The organism is Paenibacillus sp. GCM10028914 (assembly GCF_042666275.1).
Classification (GTDB): domain Bacteria; phylum Bacillota; class Bacilli; order Paenibacillales; family Paenibacillaceae; genus Paenibacillus_AQ.
The window spans coordinates 101,937-117,342 of sequence record NZ_JBHTFO010000006.1; the positions used below are offsets into that span (position 1 = coordinate 101,937).

Here is a 15,406-nt window from a genome sequence, read left to right on the forward strand (position 1 = left end):
AGCATGAGCGGGATAACCTTAAGTGTGCTTGATTTGGTTCCGCGACTGAGAGACCATTCCTTTGAGGAAGCGTTAGAGCAAGCTACAAACCTGGCTATTCATGCGGAAAAATGGGGCTACAAGCGTTACTGGGCAGCTGAGCATCATGATATGGATGGCCTTGCCTGCGCCTCGCCAGAGGTGCTGCTGTCCCATATTGGTGCCCGGACCCGTACCATTCGGCTAGGTTCCGGCGCCGTTCTCCTCCCGCATTACAGTCCGTTAAAGGTAGCAGAGAATTTCCGCATGCTTGCGGCTCTGTATCCGAATCGGATTGATCTTGGTGTCGGTCGTGCACCCGGCGGCTCAGCACACACATCGATGGCGCTGAGTGGTAATTTTTTGGCTAATGTTGCCGATATGCCTAATCGTGTACAAGCCCTCAAGGCATTATTGAAGGATTCCTACACTTATGAAGATGTACCGGTTACAGCCAAGCCGGTTCCTCGAATTCCCCCACAGCTATGGCTGCTTGGCACGAATGTAAAAAGCGCAGCGATGGCCGCGGAGTATGGAGCGGGGTATGTGTTTGGGCAGTTCATGAGTGATACGAACGGAGCAGAGGTTCTGACCGCCTACCGGCAAGCGTTCCAGCCTTCGTCCCTTCAGAAGCAACCAAGAAGTATGCTGGCCATCGGGATTATTTGTGCTCAGACCGAGGAAGAAGCGATAAGGTTTGCTGAACAGGCGGTTATGCCTGGAACTGAGCGACAAGAGGGCCAATTCGAGAATGACAACGATAATCGTCTCCTCATCGGCACACCAGAACAAGTGCGGAACAAGCTGCTGGACATTTCAGTGCAGGTGCAATGCGATGAGTTTCTGGTGTTTACGCCTATCAACAGTTATGAGGAACGCTTAGAGTCCCTTCGGCTACTGGCTGGTGTTATGCTAGAACCAATTAATGAATGAAAGAATGATGACAGGCATGATGCAATCTGACAACATAAATAAACTGGTTAATCAGTATCCCCTCATTCCTCGTAGTGAGGATATGAAATATATTTACACATTTGCCTGCCATGAGTCGGAGCAAGAGTTGTGTATGATGGAACTGCGCGAGCTAATTGGGCATGAACCAGAAGCAGGAAGATCGTGGGTTCAGAGTGAGCGGAAGATCAGTCCGGATCGAAGCCCCTTTATATCCGCAAGAATGGACGTCCTACTAGAAGAAGATACGATCGAGGAGCTTGCGGCACAAGCCTCTCTCATTCAGCTAGCCGATTCCACTTTCAAAGTCGTCTATATGAAAGCAGGGGACAAGCGCAGCTATGAAGAGCAGCGGGCCGTAGAACGTCTGGTAGGTGGTCAGATTATCGGCAAGGCTGATATGAAATCACCGGATATAACTTTTAGCCTCCTGTCCCAAAAGGGCAGGTGGATGTTAGGGGTTTGCCATTATCCAGAGCGTGCGTGGCTGTCCCACAAGCAAAAGCCGCAAAATTATTCGACAGGACTTAGCTCCCGGGTTGCACGCGCACTTGTGAACATTGCAGCACCGAATATAGAAGGTATCCGACTGCTGGATCCTTGCTGCGGTATGGGAAATGTATTGATTGAGGCTTTGTCCATGGGACTGAGCATCGAAGGTTGTGACATCAATCCGCTCGCCGTCCGCGGAGCAAGAGTGAATCTGCAGCACTACGGATATTCAGATAAGCATGTTTCCCTCCGGGATATGAACGATTTAGACGGGCATTATAATGCTGCTATTTTGGATATGCCTTATAACGTCTGTTCCGTTTTGCCACATGAGGACAAGCTGCGGATGTTAACCAGTCTGCGGAGATTGGCTGATCGTGCGGTTATTGTAAGTACGGAGCCGCTTGAAGGCTTACTAGGTGATACGGGGTGGCAAGTCCTTGGAAAGATCCAAGCAAGTAAAGGCACATTCGTGCGTGATATATGGCTGTGCTCATAAACTCGTAATATGTATGGGATAAAAAAATGCAAAAAAACCGCTGGATGATTAAGCTTAGCGGTTTTTTTGCGTAATTTTTTATAATTATTTAAATTAGTATGATTTCTCATAATCTATCACATTACGCGGTAAATCCACGCCTTGTCGATAAGCTTTCAAATTTTCGATGAAAATATCGAGTACACGATCATTGTAGTGTACGGTATCACCAGCCGTGTGTGGTGTCATAATCACATTGTCCATATCCCAGAGGGGATGATCGCTTGGCAGAGGCTCTTGTTCATATACATCGAGTCCGGCACCGGACAGTTTACCCGATTTTAAAGCGACTAACAGCGCTTCTGTATCCACGCTAGGCCCTCTTCCTACGTTAACGAAAAAAGCCCCCTCTTTCATTGCATCAAACCTTCCGGTATCATACAATCCTTTCGTTTCATCTGTAAGTGGCAAAATGTTAATAATAAAATCACCTTCGGCCAAAGCTTGGTCCAGCTGTTCCGTTGTATACATCACATCGATATGAGGGTCAGACTTTCCGGATCTTCGAACTCCAATTGTTTTCATTCCGAAGGCTTGTGCCACTTTAGCTGTGGTGCTGCCGATTTGTCCTACACCTACGATGACAATGGTTTTTCCATGCAATTCGCGAAAGGTACCGGATTTGTCCCAGCGATTTTCCGTTTGATATCGAACGGCATAATGAAGATTGCGTGTGTAAGCTAGCAGCATAGAGAATATTTGCTCTGTTATTGGAATTCCATGAACACCACTGGCATTGGTTAGGATTACATGATTTTGTTTCAACTCTTGAAGCGGCATCCGATCGACACCGGCGGACCAGACCTGAATCCAGCGAACTCGGCTGTTGCCATTTAAAGCTTCTTCTTTGACAGCGCTGGACCATCCGAGCAAGATATCCGCCTGTGCGACGGTACCAGATGGGAGTTCTTTGTATTTACCTACAATGAGTTCATAATCCGGAGCGGTATCTTTTATGATTTGCTTTTGTTCTGTCGTAAGTTCGTGAAGGGCAACAATCGTTGGCATGGAAACAAACCTCCTAAGTAATTTTGAAAATAATGACAAGTAGTTATGATCATCTTATCAAAATAAAACCATATACGCATGTTCAGAAACAATTGAATAACTTAGGGGAATGTCGGCTGAAATCGGCTAAAAGTCGGTGTGTATTAACTTGAAAAATATAGTAGATCATACATTTAATATCTTAATGCATAAATTTATAATTTAGTCAATGTCATTTTCTTGCATTCACTTTTGTCGATTTTATTGGTATTATGTTAAACTCAGTGGGGTATTTTTAAGACTGTAGGTTGAAATCCATCGCAAACAGGAAGAAGGTTACATCATGAATGCTGCCGATTTTGAGCCGGTTATGCGTTTATTCATAGCCGTTCCTTTGCCGGAAGTGGTATCAAATTCAATTATCCGGTGGAGAAAAGAACTTGGAGAACAAATGTCTTTTCGAAAATGGGTACATCCACAGGATTATCATATTACAGTCCAGTTTCTTGGTGATACACAAGCGGGAAGTGTCGAAACGGTCTTATCGTCGCTTCAAGCGGTGGCTGCAGAACAAAAGCCGATCGAATTAATCCTTCAAGGTGCTGGAGTATTCGGTCTTTCTTCTTCTCCACGCATTTTATGGGCAGGGATTGCAGGGGAAAGGGAGGAGCTTGAGAATCTGCAACAACGCGTAGTGATGGCTATGGAACCTTTAGGATTTATACCAGAGGACAGGCCTTATAGACCACATATTACCGTTGCTAGGAAGTTTACTGGTGGTAATATATCAACCGTTTTATTAAATACCGGGCCAGAATCAGTGATCTGGAAAGCAGACAGACTGGTGCTGTTCCGCACTAACATGCATTCCAGTCCTATGTACGAAGTTCTAGGAGAACTAAAGTTTGAAAGTTGAATTTTTTTGACGTTCAAACTACTGCAAGTTTTCAACTCCTGAATTTTTGGTTACATAGTGAAGGAATGTGCCGATGTATAGGAGGACGAGTATGGATAGCAAAATATTACGACAAAACCGCTGGGTAGCTCTGCTTGTTGGAGTACTTTTTGTGAGTTTGTCTTTAATAAGTCTGCTGGGGATGCAGACCAATGCTAGAGAAGGGGAGAACCTACAACCAAATCCGCAAAAAAATGGTGCGGTTTTGATCTCTGATGAGAATCAACATATCGCAGAAAAAGATTCTGCAGAACAAAGCGATAGGGTACTAACAGACGCTTTAACTTCAAAAAAATTCCAGGAATGGAAGGCGAATGATGTAGTATTGTCCTTGTCGGAGTCAGGGCAGAAGGTGAATAATTTCGCTATTGACACCGCGAATCGAATTTCTGAGAATAAGTCTGAAGCTGCAGTGAAATCTGAAACTGCAAGCCAGACAAAGACAAAGAAACAAGAGGGGACAAATGCCGTAAAAACTCAGGCCAAGAGCCAACAACCCCCCGCTAAACTATACTTCACGAGAACAGAGACATTAACTCAGGATCAGAAAGAAAAAGCGACCTGGGAATATACTCTGTCGGCTGAAGAACTGCTTCTACTCCATAAGATTGTTATGGCAGAAGCGGAAGGCGAACCGTACGAAGGCAAAGTGGCAGTTGCCAATGTTGTCTTAAACCGGCTGCGGTCAGCTAATTTCCCCAATACTATAAGAGACGTTATATATCAAAAATATCAATTTAGTCCGGTAGGAAACGGGCGTATTGATCGTGTGAAGCCCAATGAAGAAACGATAAAGGCTGTTACTGCTGCGCTAAATGGTCATAAAGCAGTAAGTGATGATACCTATTTCTTTCTGTCTTTAAAGCTGGCTGAAGACCTTACAGTACACCATTCAAGAACATTTTCGAAGAAGATAGGTAACCATTCCTTTTACAAGTAGACCCGAATTTGGGTAAACTATAGTTAGGAGGTGTTGTCGATCTATGAAAATTACGTATTATGGTCATTCATGTGTGTTAGTGGAGCAAAATGGAGTGCGCATCATTATTGATCCGTTTCTATCAGGCAATTCCAATTCAGGAATCTCTCCGGAAGACATTCAGGTGGATGCTGTCGTTCTTACTCATGGGCACTCCGATCATTTTGGGGATACAATTCAAATCGCGAAGAACAATGATTGTCCTGTTATTGCTGTTTATGAACTGGCAGTATACTGTGCTAATCAGGGCGTTAAATCCCAAGGAATGAACATTGGCGGAAGTCTATCCTTTGATGGTTTCAAGGTGAAATTCACACAAGCCTTTCACTCTTCTTCGATTTCCGTAGGGGATACGTGGATTTATGCCGGACAGCCAGCAGGTATTCTTCTAACTATGGGTGACAAGACATTCTATCATGCAGGTGATACGTGCCTGTTCGGAGACATGCGCCTTCTTGGTGAAATGAACAGTATTGATTGTGCGGCACTTCCAATTGGAGATGTGCTGACGATGGGGCCAGATGATGCTTTACTGGCTGCTCAGTGGATCCGAACGAAGATAGTGATTCCGGTGCATTATGACACCTTCCCGGATATTGAACAAGACCCAGGATTATTCTGTGATCGTTTAAAACAAACAGGAGTAGAGGGTTATCCGCTTAAGCCTGGGGAGAGTATTGAAATATGATCTCTTCTATATAATAGAAAAGACTGTTCCGCTGCTGAGATCATCATGCTGGCAGAACAGTCTTTTTTCTGATTTTATACATGCATTTGGACGATTGGTGGGTAAGCTTCCGCCTCATCTTGAGACAACATCCCGAGCACCTGAATGGCACAGTTGTCCGGATCTAAATGAGGAAGTCTACGCTGTAATATTTGCCGCCGGTATTCGACAACAGTATCATAACGATTCGACAGAAGATCAAGCCATTTGTCCATAACCTCAGGAGAGTCAAGCACTTCTCCGAATCCTTCCTTTACGAAGAAGAGACAGTTCTCTTCCTCTTGACCGGGGATCGGCTCATAGAAGAGCATTGGGATTGCTTTCGCAGCGCCTTCGGTACAGGTCATTCCTCCTGGCTTCGTGATGAGTAAATCTGAAACATCCATTAGCTTATGAATATCTTGTCGATAGCCTAAAATATGAATGTTAGGGTGCTGAAAGAGTGGGGACTCTTTCATTTTGGAAATCAGCTTTTCATTTTGCCCCATGCAGAATACAAGCTGAATGTCATTCGCTTGAGCTGCAAGCTTCCGGAGGAGGTCTTTGTTAAACACGATTCCCCATCCGCCACCCATAATAAGAATGGTGGGGATGTTGCGGAGCTTTAATTCAGCACGGATCATGTCCTTGTTCTCCTGGTCCCAGAATTTTGGATGAACGGGTATTCCAGTTACATGTATGTACTCAGGCGAAATATCACGGCGTAGCAACAGCTCCTTAACCTGAGGGGTTGAGACAAGATATTCGTCTACCTCAGGATTGACCCATGTGCCGTGAGCATCGTAGTCTGTTATAAGTGTGAATAGTGGAACGTTCATTCCTTGACGCTTCAAGCGGGATACTACCGCATTAGGAAATGGATGTGTACAAATGATTACATCTGGATTCAACTGGTTAATGACCTGCGCAGCTTGAGTATAAAAGATCCGGTGAAGGGCCAAACGTGTAATTCGATTCAGCGACTTTTTATATTGAGAACGGTAGAGCATGCCCACAAGACGTGGACGTACACTGACCGTTTTACGGTACGCTGATAAGATTAGCGGTCCGACGGTCGGATTCAAAAAATTACCGAGCTCAATGACGCGGCACTGGATGTTCGGGTTCTTCCTCTTCAATCCTTCAGCCAAAGCGTACGCCGCTTGCGTATGGCCTGTGCCGAATCCCTCCGAAAATAGGAGCACTTTAATTTTTCGCATATATTTCACCTGCATCTTTCTCCCTCTATCTTACAAAACAGGAATCGTTTTTTGAAGAGCGGCGCAAAAAAATATTTAGCATGTAAGTTAATATACGCTCTAAATCTCGAAGCATTTCAATTTTCTTCTACTTATTTAAACGTATCCATCTGTTGTTACCCCTGCAAATAAAAATAATTATTTTTTTAAAACATGTATTGCAATGCAAAAGATATTTTGATAAAGTAATCAATGACCGAATGACCGAAAATGTATTTTGGTCATTTTATGTGAGACAGTTGGAATTTTTCAAGGAGGGGTTAAGCATGCCAGCCGTTGATCGTCGGAAGCAAGTGCTGGAAGCTGCCGCAAAATCGTTTGCGTTATTTGGCTATAAGGCGACGACGATGGATCAGGTGGCGAAGATAGCGAACGTAGGGAAAGGGACCATCTATACGTTTTTTACGAACAAGGAAGAACTATTTGATGAGATCTTGCACGCGGCCATATTGGAGATGAAGCGAATAGCTGAACATATCCTTCGTGAAGACCAGGATTTCTTCGATAATTTGTATCGTGTGCTCGACGCTTTATTGGAATTCCGGGATGAGCATGCGCTTTTTATTAAGCTTTCGCAGGAACAGCGCGAATTTGGTACGCCTAAGGCAAACGATAGTCTGACTAAGGTAGAGAACGTTATTGTAGGGTATGTGCAGAAAGTGGTGGACAATTTCATTCGTAAGGGTGAGATCAAGCCATGCGATTCCCAGGTGGTAGCCTTTGTGATGTTAAAGCTTTATGCAGCGTTGACTGCGGATTTTAACAATTTGCGAGAACCGCTTCATAAAGATCAAATCAAAGAATATATGATGCTTTTTTTGGCAGATGGGTTAAGATCCTCAGCGGGAACTAAATCCAGCGAGTAAAGCAGACTGTATGTGCAGTGTCAGATTTACCACGATGAGTTTTTTGAGTTCACATACAAGAGGCAAGATGGATAATACGGAGTTCCGTGATCGATACCATCTTGTCTCCGGGATTCTGGGCTTATAAGCTTTAATCTAGTTTGAGTTAGTAACGTCATGATGACGTTTTTTTTTCGCTGCGAATGACCGAATGGTCGAAATGGTCAGTCGGTATTTCGGGTGAGACAGTCATTACAAAGAGAGTCCCTATGAGGACAAGAATGTCGGCACAAAGTTGCTGTATTTACAAATAAAAGGAGAGAGACTGGATGAAGTCACTATCAGTATTTTTTAAAGACATTGCCGCTGCGGCGCGGAATCCGAAGCTTCTGATTCCGATCATTGCGGTGTTGTTCATTCCGGTCATGTACAGCGGCATGTTTCTCGGAGCTTTTTGGGATCCGTACGGTAAGATGGATGAACTTCCTGTTGCCGTTGTTAACAATGACAAAGGGGCAGTGTTTGAAGGCACAACGCTTACGGCAGGTGAGGACCTTGTTGCCGAGCTTAAAAAGGGCAAGGATTTTAATTGGGAGTTCGTAGACCGTGCAGAAGCGGAAGAAGGAATGGCAAACAATAAATATTATATGACCATTACAATTCCTGAAAATTTCTCGGAGCAGGCTACAACTGTATTGGACGATGAACCACAGCCAGCCAAACTCTTGTTTGAACCGAATGAAGGTTACAACTTCTTGGCTTCTCAAATCGGCGGAACAGCAGTGAAGGAAATTCAATCTAAAGTATCGGCAAAGGTAACGGAAGCTTATACTGAAACGCTGTTTGATCAAGTAGAGGTAATATCCGGTGGTCTGCAAGATGCAGGCGACGGAGCTCATAAAATATCTGAAGGTGCTGAAAAGCTGGATGAGGGCACGTTAACATTGAAACAAAACCTTTCCAAGCTGGTCAGCGGTACAGAAGAACTGCAATCAGGTATTGCACCATTAACGCAGGGCGTTAAAGACTTGAATACAGGAGCAGGAAAGCTGAGTGATGGAGCAGGCACACTTGCTTCTGGCCTTACTCAATTGCAGGATGGACATAAACAACTCCAGACGGGTGCTGAGGATGCCTATAATGGCGGTCTGAAGCTTAAAGCAGGTCTCGAATCCGCTGCTTCTGGTATAAGTGAGTTGTCTGATGGACTTCAGGCGAACAAAAGCGGCGCTGAAGCCTTGCAAGCTGGTGCAGAGCGTTCCGCAGAGGGAGCTGGACAACTGCAAGCTGGACTGAAACAATCGCTTGAAGGAACAGCATCCCTTGAGCAAGGTTCAAAAGCTGTGGCAGAAGGCCTCAAACAATTGGCGGCAAGTAATCCTGAACTGGCTGCTGTGCCCGAAGTTCAACAGCTGTTGGCAGCGAGTCAGGCTGTAGCTACCGGAAGCAGTGAGTTAAACGCAGGACAACAACAGCTCGCTGCAGGTGCTTCCCAGTTACAGCAAGGACTTACTGAACTAAGCGCTGGAGCTGGTAAGCTAAGTAGCGGTTCTGAGAAGCTTGCCCAAGGTGGTAAACAGCTGAATTCAGGCAGTCAGCAGCTGCTGCAAGGTGCGGAAGAACTTACTGCCGGCCAAGGTAAACTTTCAGAGGGCATGAAATTGTTTGGAACGAAGCTTGGTGAAGCTGCTGCAGGTGGTAAAGATCTTGCAAGCGGCGCATCTACTTTGAACCAAGGCATACAGACGCTTGCAAGTGGCGCTGATAAATTAGGCGCAGGTGTAAGCACACTGGCTGACGGTTCCAAGCAGCTCGATGCTGGTGCCGGTGAACTCTTAAGCGGCATGGGTACTTTGAAAGAAGGTTCCAGTGAACTCGCAGACAAGCTGAGCGAAGCAGCTGATAAGACAAGTGGAGTGAAAGCATCTGACGAGACGGTTAACATGTTTGCAGAGCCAATCCAAGTGGAAGAACATAAAGTGAATGAAGTTCCTAACTATGGTACAGGATTTGCTCCATACTTCCTGTCTCTGGGATTGTTTGTTGGTGCATTGATCACTTCGATTGTAATGCCGGTTTATGATACATCTGTTCCTGGCGCAAGCGGATTTAACCGGTTTGTAAGCCGCACGTTGTCGTTTGCGGGCATGGGACTTCTTCAGGCACTATTAGCTGTTGTGCTCATGCTGTATGGTCTGAAGCTTGATGTGCAAAATGTTCCGATGTTCTATCTGTTTGCATTCATCACAAGTCTGTCCTACATGTTCCTGATTCAGGTATTGGTAACATGGCTCGACTTGCCTGGCCGTTTCATAGCAATTGTTATTCTAATTCTACAATTGACGACGAGTGCAGGTACGTTCCCACTGGAACTGATTCCAAATTGGATGAAAGCATTGAATCCATTCTTACCGATGACGTATAGCGTTTCAGGATTCAAGGCGGTTGTTTCCACAGGAAACATGAGCGATATGTGGAGAGATGCAGGAGTGCTTGGAGCCTTTGGAGCTGTGTTCCTGATTCTTACTTCAGTATATTTCTTAACGAATCGTTATAAGAAGAAAGTGAAAACAGAAGACCAAGCAGTGGCAGCAACTCCTGCCGTGTAACAAAAAGACATTCCGATTCATTCGGAATGTCTTTTTTGTTCTTTTTTTTGCATTATAATACATAATTTTATTTCTAGAATTGACCAGCTATACATAAAAACAATTCTTATCATATGGATAAAAAGATTTGAATTGCGCTGATATTATCGCGGTGCTAAAATAATGACACCAATCTAACTTATCGCGTAAACATTTGCTAATTCTTTTGTATTCTTTTTGCACTAAACTGCATTTTATTTGCATGTATATCCTCTCCGTTGGCTGGAGCAAATACTCATCTGCGATCATATGATTTGATATTTTGCAGTACCACTCTGTAATAGGAAAGGTTGCATATTATGAAACATACCGATTTCCCAAGAAAACAAGGACTTTATGACCCTCAGTTCGAGAAAGACGCATGTGGGATGGGATTTGTTGCTCATATCAAGGGTAAGCCATCTCATGAAATTGTTAGTCAGGCACTGACGATGCTTAGTAATATGGAGCATCGCGGAGGTCAGGGAAGTGAACCGAACTCTGGTGATGGAGCTGGGGTTTTGATACAAATCCCGCACGCTTTTTTTGTAGAAGAGGCTGAGCGCCTAGGCTTTACTTTGCCAGAACAGGGCAGCTATGGAGTAGGGATGTTGTTTCTCTCCCATGACCCGAATGTACGTGCAGACCATGAGGCACAGCTTGCTTCGATTATTGCTGAGGAAGGACAGACTTTGCTGGGCTTCCGTGATGTACCAACGAACGATGAAATGTTAGGTAAATCAGCAAAAGCTGCTAAACCGTATGTACGCCAAGTGTTTATAGGACGGAATGGGGATATACAAGACGATCTTAGCTTTGAACGTAAGCTCTATATCATCCGTAGACGAGCCGAGTTAGCTATACGTTACGGTGGTGCACAGGAAGGCGATACCTTCTATGTATCCAGTCTTTCTTGCCGCAAAATAGTATATAAAGGCATGCTGACAACCGTCCAGGTAGGACAGTTTTATCTCGATCTTCAGGATTCACGTGTTGAAACCGCCATTGCGCTTCTTCATTCGAGATTCAGTACGAATACTTTCCCGAGCTGGGAACGTGCTCACCCTTACCGCTTTATGATTCATAACGGCGAGATTAACACACTTCGAGGGAATGTGAACTGGATGCATGCCCGTCAGTCTCTTTTCCAGAATGAGCTATTCGGAAGTGACTTGGAAAAAGTGAAGCCGGTTATTAATCCGGACGGCTCTGACACAGGTATGTTTGATAATACATTTGAGTTCTTGTATTTATGCGGACGCTCCTTACCGCATGTTGCGATGATGATGGTTCCAGAGCCCTGGAATAACCACGAAAGTATGGATGAAACGAAAAAATCGTTTTATGAATATCACAGTACATTAATGGAGCCATGGGACGGACCTGCTGCAATGGCTTTTACAGATGGTATTCAGATCGCAGCTACACTGGACCGTAATGGCCTTCGTCCATCTCGCTACTGTGTCACAAAGGACGATCTCATTGTGTTGTCCTCTGAAGTAGGGGTTCTTAATATTCCAGAAGAGAATGTACTTTATAAAGACCGTCTGCGTCCGGGGCGGATGTTGCTTGTCGATACTAAGGAAGGGCGCATCATTTCGGACGAGGAAGTAAAAGCGAGAATCGCTTCTGAACTGCCTTATCGAGATTGGCTCGATGAGCATCTTGTTAACCTGGAGGATCTTCCGGAAGCGCCGGAACTGCCCAATCCGAAACATGAAAACGTGCGTCAGCTTCAGCAGGCATTTGGTTATACGTACGAGGAACTGCGCAAAGTGATTGAGCCTATGGCTTTAACAGGAGCGGAAGCGCTAGCGTCCATGGGATATGATGCTCCGCTTGCTGTGTTATCGGAACGTCCACAACGACTCTTTAACTATTTCAAGCAAATGTTCGCCCAAGTGACGAATCCGCCGATTGATGCGATTCGTGAGGAGCTCATCACCTCTACTTTTACAACGATTGGCCCAGAGCGAAATCTGCTGAATCCGGAGCCGGAGAGCTGCAGGCATATTCGACTGGACTCTCCTGTGCTCTCCAATGAAGATTTTGCAAAAATCCGCCATGTGCATCGTCCGGGCTTTAAATCGATGACCATCCCTATTTTCTTCACAGCTGAGAAAGGGGCAGAGGGACTTCGAGAAGCATTAGCCGGTCTCTGTGAAGCTGCAGATCGCGTTATCTCAAAAGGACATAACATTCTAATTCTATCCGACCGTGGGGTGGATAAAGAGAATGCAGCAATTCCATCGCTACTTGCTGTATCAACGCTTCATCATCATTTAATCCGTCAAGGTACGCGGACGAAGGTCAGTATTTTGCTGGAATCAGGCGAGCCTCGTGAAGTGCATCACTTTGCGCTATTGCTTGGATATGGAGTTAGTGCAGTGAATCCGTATCTAGCATTTGAAACGCTTGACGACATGATTGAAGAGAAAATGCTTCGTGGCATTTCCCATGAAAAAGCGGTTAAAAACTTCATTAAGGCAGCTAGTAAGGGTGTTGTAAAAGTATTATCCAAAATGGGTATTTCCACGATTCAATCTTACCGAGGGGCACAGATTTTTGAAGCTGTTGGTCTTAAATCGGAGTTCGTGGACAGTTATTTTACATGGACGCCATCTCGAATTGGCGGTATAGGACTTGAAGAAGTTGCGATCGAAGCACTGGTTCATCACGAGCGTGCTTTTACCGACAAGGATGGGAATGATAAGGTGCTTGATTCAGCTGGTGAATATCAGTGGAGAAATGGTGGGGAAGAGCATTTATTTAACCCAAGAACGATTCATCTCCTCCAGCAGGCAGTCCGCACGAACGACTATAAATTATATAAAGAATATGCCAAGCTTGTACAAGGTGAGAGTGAACAGCATTTGACTATTCGTTCACTTCTTAAGATCAAGCCAGCAGGCGAACCTATTTCGATTGAAGAAGTCGAACCTATTGAGAATATACTGCGCCGTTTCAAGACCGGGGCAATGTCATTCGGCTCTATTAGTAAAGAAGCCCATGAAAGTCTGGCGATCGCCATGAACCGAATTGGAGGTAAGAGCAATACGGGAGAAGGTGGGGAAGACCCTGCAAGGTATATCCCAGATGCGAATGGCGATTCTCGCCGTAGTGCTATCAAGCAGGTTGCGTCTGGCCGGTTCGGTGTTACATCGAACTATCTGGTGAATGCGGATGAAATCCAGATTAAGATGGCACAAGGCGCAAAACCGGGAGAAGGTGGACAGCTGCCTGGACGTAAGGTCTATCCTTGGGTTGCCGAAGTACGCGGCTCCACACCGGGCGTTGGACTTATCTCCCCTCCTCCGCACCATGACATTTACTCGATCGAGGATTTGGCAGAGCTCATTTATGATTTGAAAAATGCCAATCCACGTGCAGATATCAATGTTAAACTCGTTTCCGAGGTTGGCGTTGGCACGATTGCCGCAGGTGTGGCTAAGGGACGTGCTGACATTATCCTAGTCAGCGGTTATGACGGAGGTACTGGCGCTTCACCACAAGGCTCCATTCGCCATGCAGGGATGCCTTGGGAGCTTGGACTTGCGGAAACACATCAGACACTTATTTTGAACAATCTTCGCGATCGTGTAGTGCTAGAGACGGACGGGAAGATGCTGAGTGGTCGTGACTTGATCGTAGCTGCTATGCTAGGTGCTGAGGAATATGGCTTCTCTACAGCTCCACTCGTTGCGATTGGCTGTATTATGATGCGTGTTTGTCAGATGGATACTTGCCCAGTTGGCGTAGCTACACAAAATCCAGAGCTGCGAAAGAATTTTACAGGAGATCCGTCGCATGTCGTTAACTTCATGACATTTATCGCTCAGGATGTGCGTGAGCAGATGGCAGCGCTTGGTTTCCGCACCATTGAAGAGATGGTGGGCCGTACGGACTGTCTCGATGCAGTGCAGGCTGAATATCACTGGAAGAAGAGAGGGGTCGATATTTCTCCACTTCTCTATTCTCCTGAACTTCCAGAAGGCAGTTCCAGATATCGCACGAAGCGCCAAAACCACGGCCTTGAGGAAACGCTTGATATGCGCTTCCTGCTGGATCATGCTGCTCCTGCATTAGAAACAGGTGCCGCGCTACAAGGCCGCTTCCCAATCACAAACGTAGATCGTGCGGTGGGGACGATCTTAGGGAGTGAAGTAACGCGTAAATACGGCGCTGCTGGATTGCCGGAGGATACGATTCAATTTACCTTTGATGGCTCAGCTGGACAGAGCTTTGGCGCTTTTGTACCCAAAGGAATGACCCTTATTGTTGAAGGGGATAGCAATGACTACATCGGGAAAGGTCTTTCTGGAGGTAAGATCATTGTTAAGCCATCTCTGAAGGCAACATTTGCTGCAGAGGAGAATATCATTACAGGCAATACAGCCTTTTATGGAGCGACAAGTGGTGAAGCCTATATACGCGGTATAGCAGGTGAACGGTTTGCCGTTCGTAACTCTGGTGCTCACATAGTTGTAGAGGGTGTTGGTGATCATGGTTGTGAATATATGACTGGTGGTCGGGTTGTCGTTCTTGGGGATACGGGCCGTAACTTTGCGGCAGGTATGTCTGGAGGAATTGCCTATGTTTATGATCCGGATGGTACTTTGATAAAGCGTTGTAACCTAGAAATGGTTCTTTTGGAGCGGGTTGAAAATCCAAAGGAAGCAGAAGTTCTATTTGGAATGATTCAGCGCCATTCTATTTATACGGACAGTTCGCTCGCACAGCAGATTCTTGCTGACTGGGATCACAGGTTAAAACAGTTTGTTCGTGTAATCCCCAAAGATTACAAACGGATGATGCTACAGATTGAAAAAGCCGAAGATAAAGGGTTTGTAGGTGATGAGGCATTGCTTGCTGCATTTGAAGCAAATATGCGGGAATTATCTCATTCAGGAGCCAATTAGTCTGAACCTAAAGACCTAGTTGTACAGATCTCAAAGCCCATAATAGGTTCTATATTGAACTTGTTATGGGTTTTTGCTTATTCGACAAAAATAGAACCTGAAACCTAGGACAATGGTTCCATCAGACGAC

The 15,406-nt window shown here is 45.3% G+C and carries 10 protein-coding genes; 8 read left to right on the plus strand and 2 right to left on the minus strand.

Annotation, left to right across the window (positions count from 1 at the left end; genetic code table 11):
* Nucleotides 1-3: 3 nt before the first annotated feature.
* Both ACFQV5_RS05150 and ACFQV5_RS05155 read left to right on the plus strand, forming a co-directional pair.
* Nucleotides 4-951, plus strand: a complete 948-nt coding sequence (locus ACFQV5_RS05150; RefSeq protein WP_379244308.1) for an LLM class flavin-dependent oxidoreductase — start codon at nucleotides 4-6, stop codon at nucleotides 949-951.
* Between the two features lie 82 nt (nucleotides 952-1,033).
* Nucleotides 1,034-1,960: a TRM11 family SAM-dependent methyltransferase gene (locus tag ACFQV5_RS05155; protein WP_379244515.1), complete on the plus strand. Its 927-nt coding sequence runs from the start codon at nucleotides 1,034-1,036 to the stop codon at nucleotides 1,958-1,960.
* A 93-nt stretch (nucleotides 1,961-2,053) separates the two neighbouring features.
* Here the strand turns inward: ACFQV5_RS05155 and ACFQV5_RS05160 are convergent, their stop codons facing one another.
* Nucleotides 2,054-3,007: a D-2-hydroxyacid dehydrogenase gene (locus ACFQV5_RS05160; protein ID WP_379244310.1), complete on the minus strand. Its 954-nt coding sequence runs from the start codon at nucleotides 3,005-3,007 to the stop codon at nucleotides 2,054-2,056.
* 322 nt (nucleotides 3,008-3,329) lie between these two features.
* Here ACFQV5_RS05160 and thpR point away from each other — a divergent pair, with 322 nt between their 5' ends.
* The 3 genes from thpR to ACFQV5_RS05175 all read left to right on the plus strand — a co-directional run bounded on the left by thpR (nucleotide 3,330) and on the right by ACFQV5_RS05175 (nucleotide 5,608).
* Nucleotides 3,330-3,902 carry an RNA 2',3'-cyclic phosphodiesterase gene (gene thpR / locus ACFQV5_RS05165; protein ID WP_379244312.1) on the plus strand — a complete coding sequence of 191 codons (573 nt, stop codon included), beginning with the start codon at nucleotides 3,330-3,332 and terminating at the stop codon, nucleotides 3,900-3,902.
* 91 nt (nucleotides 3,903-3,993) lie between these two features.
* Complete coding sequence (locus ACFQV5_RS05170; protein WP_379244314.1) at nucleotides 3,994-4,881, plus strand: cell wall hydrolase; 888 nt, start codon at nucleotides 3,994-3,996, stop codon at nucleotides 4,879-4,881.
* Nucleotides 4,882-4,924: 43 nt separating this feature from the next.
* On the plus strand, nucleotides 4,925-5,608 hold the full coding sequence (locus ACFQV5_RS05175) for a metal-dependent hydrolase (RefSeq protein WP_379244316.1): 684 nt from the start codon (nucleotides 4,925-4,927) through the stop codon (nucleotides 5,606-5,608).
* 74 nt (nucleotides 5,609-5,682) lie between these two features.
* On the opposite strand, the gene ACFQV5_RS05180 is transcribed toward ACFQV5_RS05175, so the two are convergent.
* On the minus strand, nucleotides 5,683-6,846 hold the full coding sequence (locus ACFQV5_RS05180) for an MGDG synthase family glycosyltransferase (RefSeq protein WP_379244319.1): 1,164 nt from the start codon (nucleotides 6,844-6,846) through the stop codon (nucleotides 5,683-5,685).
* 305 nt (nucleotides 6,847-7,151) lie between these two features.
* On the opposite strand from ACFQV5_RS05180, the gene ACFQV5_RS05185 reads away from it, so the two are divergent.
* The 3 genes from ACFQV5_RS05185 to gltB all read left to right on the plus strand — a co-directional run bounded on the left by ACFQV5_RS05185 (nucleotide 7,152) and on the right by gltB (nucleotide 15,276).
* A complete protein-coding gene (locus ACFQV5_RS05185; RefSeq protein WP_379244321.1) occupies nucleotides 7,152-7,751 on the plus strand; it encodes a TetR/AcrR family transcriptional regulator in 600 nt (199 codons plus the stop codon).
* 308 nt (nucleotides 7,752-8,059) lie between these two features.
* Complete coding sequence (locus ACFQV5_RS05190; protein WP_379244323.1) at nucleotides 8,060-10,339, plus strand: YhgE/Pip family protein; 2,280 nt, start codon at nucleotides 8,060-8,062, stop codon at nucleotides 10,337-10,339.
* A gap of 338 nt (nucleotides 10,340-10,677) precedes the next feature.
* A complete protein-coding gene (gene gltB, locus ACFQV5_RS05195) occupies nucleotides 10,678-15,276 on the plus strand; it encodes a glutamate synthase large subunit (RefSeq protein ID WP_379244325.1) in 4,599 nt (1,532 codons plus the stop codon).
* Nucleotides 15,277-15,406 lie beyond the last annotated feature (130 nt).

Excerpts from the sequence above, each read along its gene's own strand:
- ACFQV5_RS05150 (WP_379244308.1), top strand. The coding sequence starts at position 4 with ATGAGCGGGATAACCTTAAGTGTGCTTGATTTGGTTCCGCGACTGAGA.
- ACFQV5_RS05155 (WP_379244515.1), top strand. The coding sequence starts at position 1,034 with ATGAAATATATTTACACATTTGCCTGCCATGAGTCGGAGCAAGAGTTG.
- ACFQV5_RS05160 (WP_379244310.1), bottom strand. The coding sequence starts at position 3,007 with ATGCCAACGATTGTTGCCCTTCACGAACTTACGACAGAACAAAAGCAA.
- thpR (WP_379244312.1), top strand. The coding sequence starts at position 3,330 with ATGAATGCTGCCGATTTTGAGCCGGTTATGCGTTTATTCATAGCCGTT.
- ACFQV5_RS05170 (WP_379244314.1), top strand. The coding sequence starts at position 3,994 with ATGGATAGCAAAATATTACGACAAAACCGCTGGGTAGCTCTGCTTGTT.
- ACFQV5_RS05175 (WP_379244316.1), top strand. The coding sequence starts at position 4,925 with ATGAAAATTACGTATTATGGTCATTCATGTGTGTTAGTGGAGCAAAAT.
- ACFQV5_RS05180 (WP_379244319.1), bottom strand. The coding sequence starts at position 6,846 with ATGCGAAAAATTAAAGTGCTCCTATTTTCGGAGGGATTCGGCACAGGC.
- ACFQV5_RS05185 (WP_379244321.1), top strand. The coding sequence starts at position 7,152 with ATGCCAGCCGTTGATCGTCGGAAGCAAGTGCTGGAAGCTGCCGCAAAA.
- ACFQV5_RS05190 (WP_379244323.1), top strand. The coding sequence starts at position 8,060 with ATGAAGTCACTATCAGTATTTTTTAAAGACATTGCCGCTGCGGCGCGG.
- gltB (WP_379244325.1), top strand. The coding sequence starts at position 10,678 with ATGAAACATACCGATTTCCCAAGAAAACAAGGACTTTATGACCCTCAG.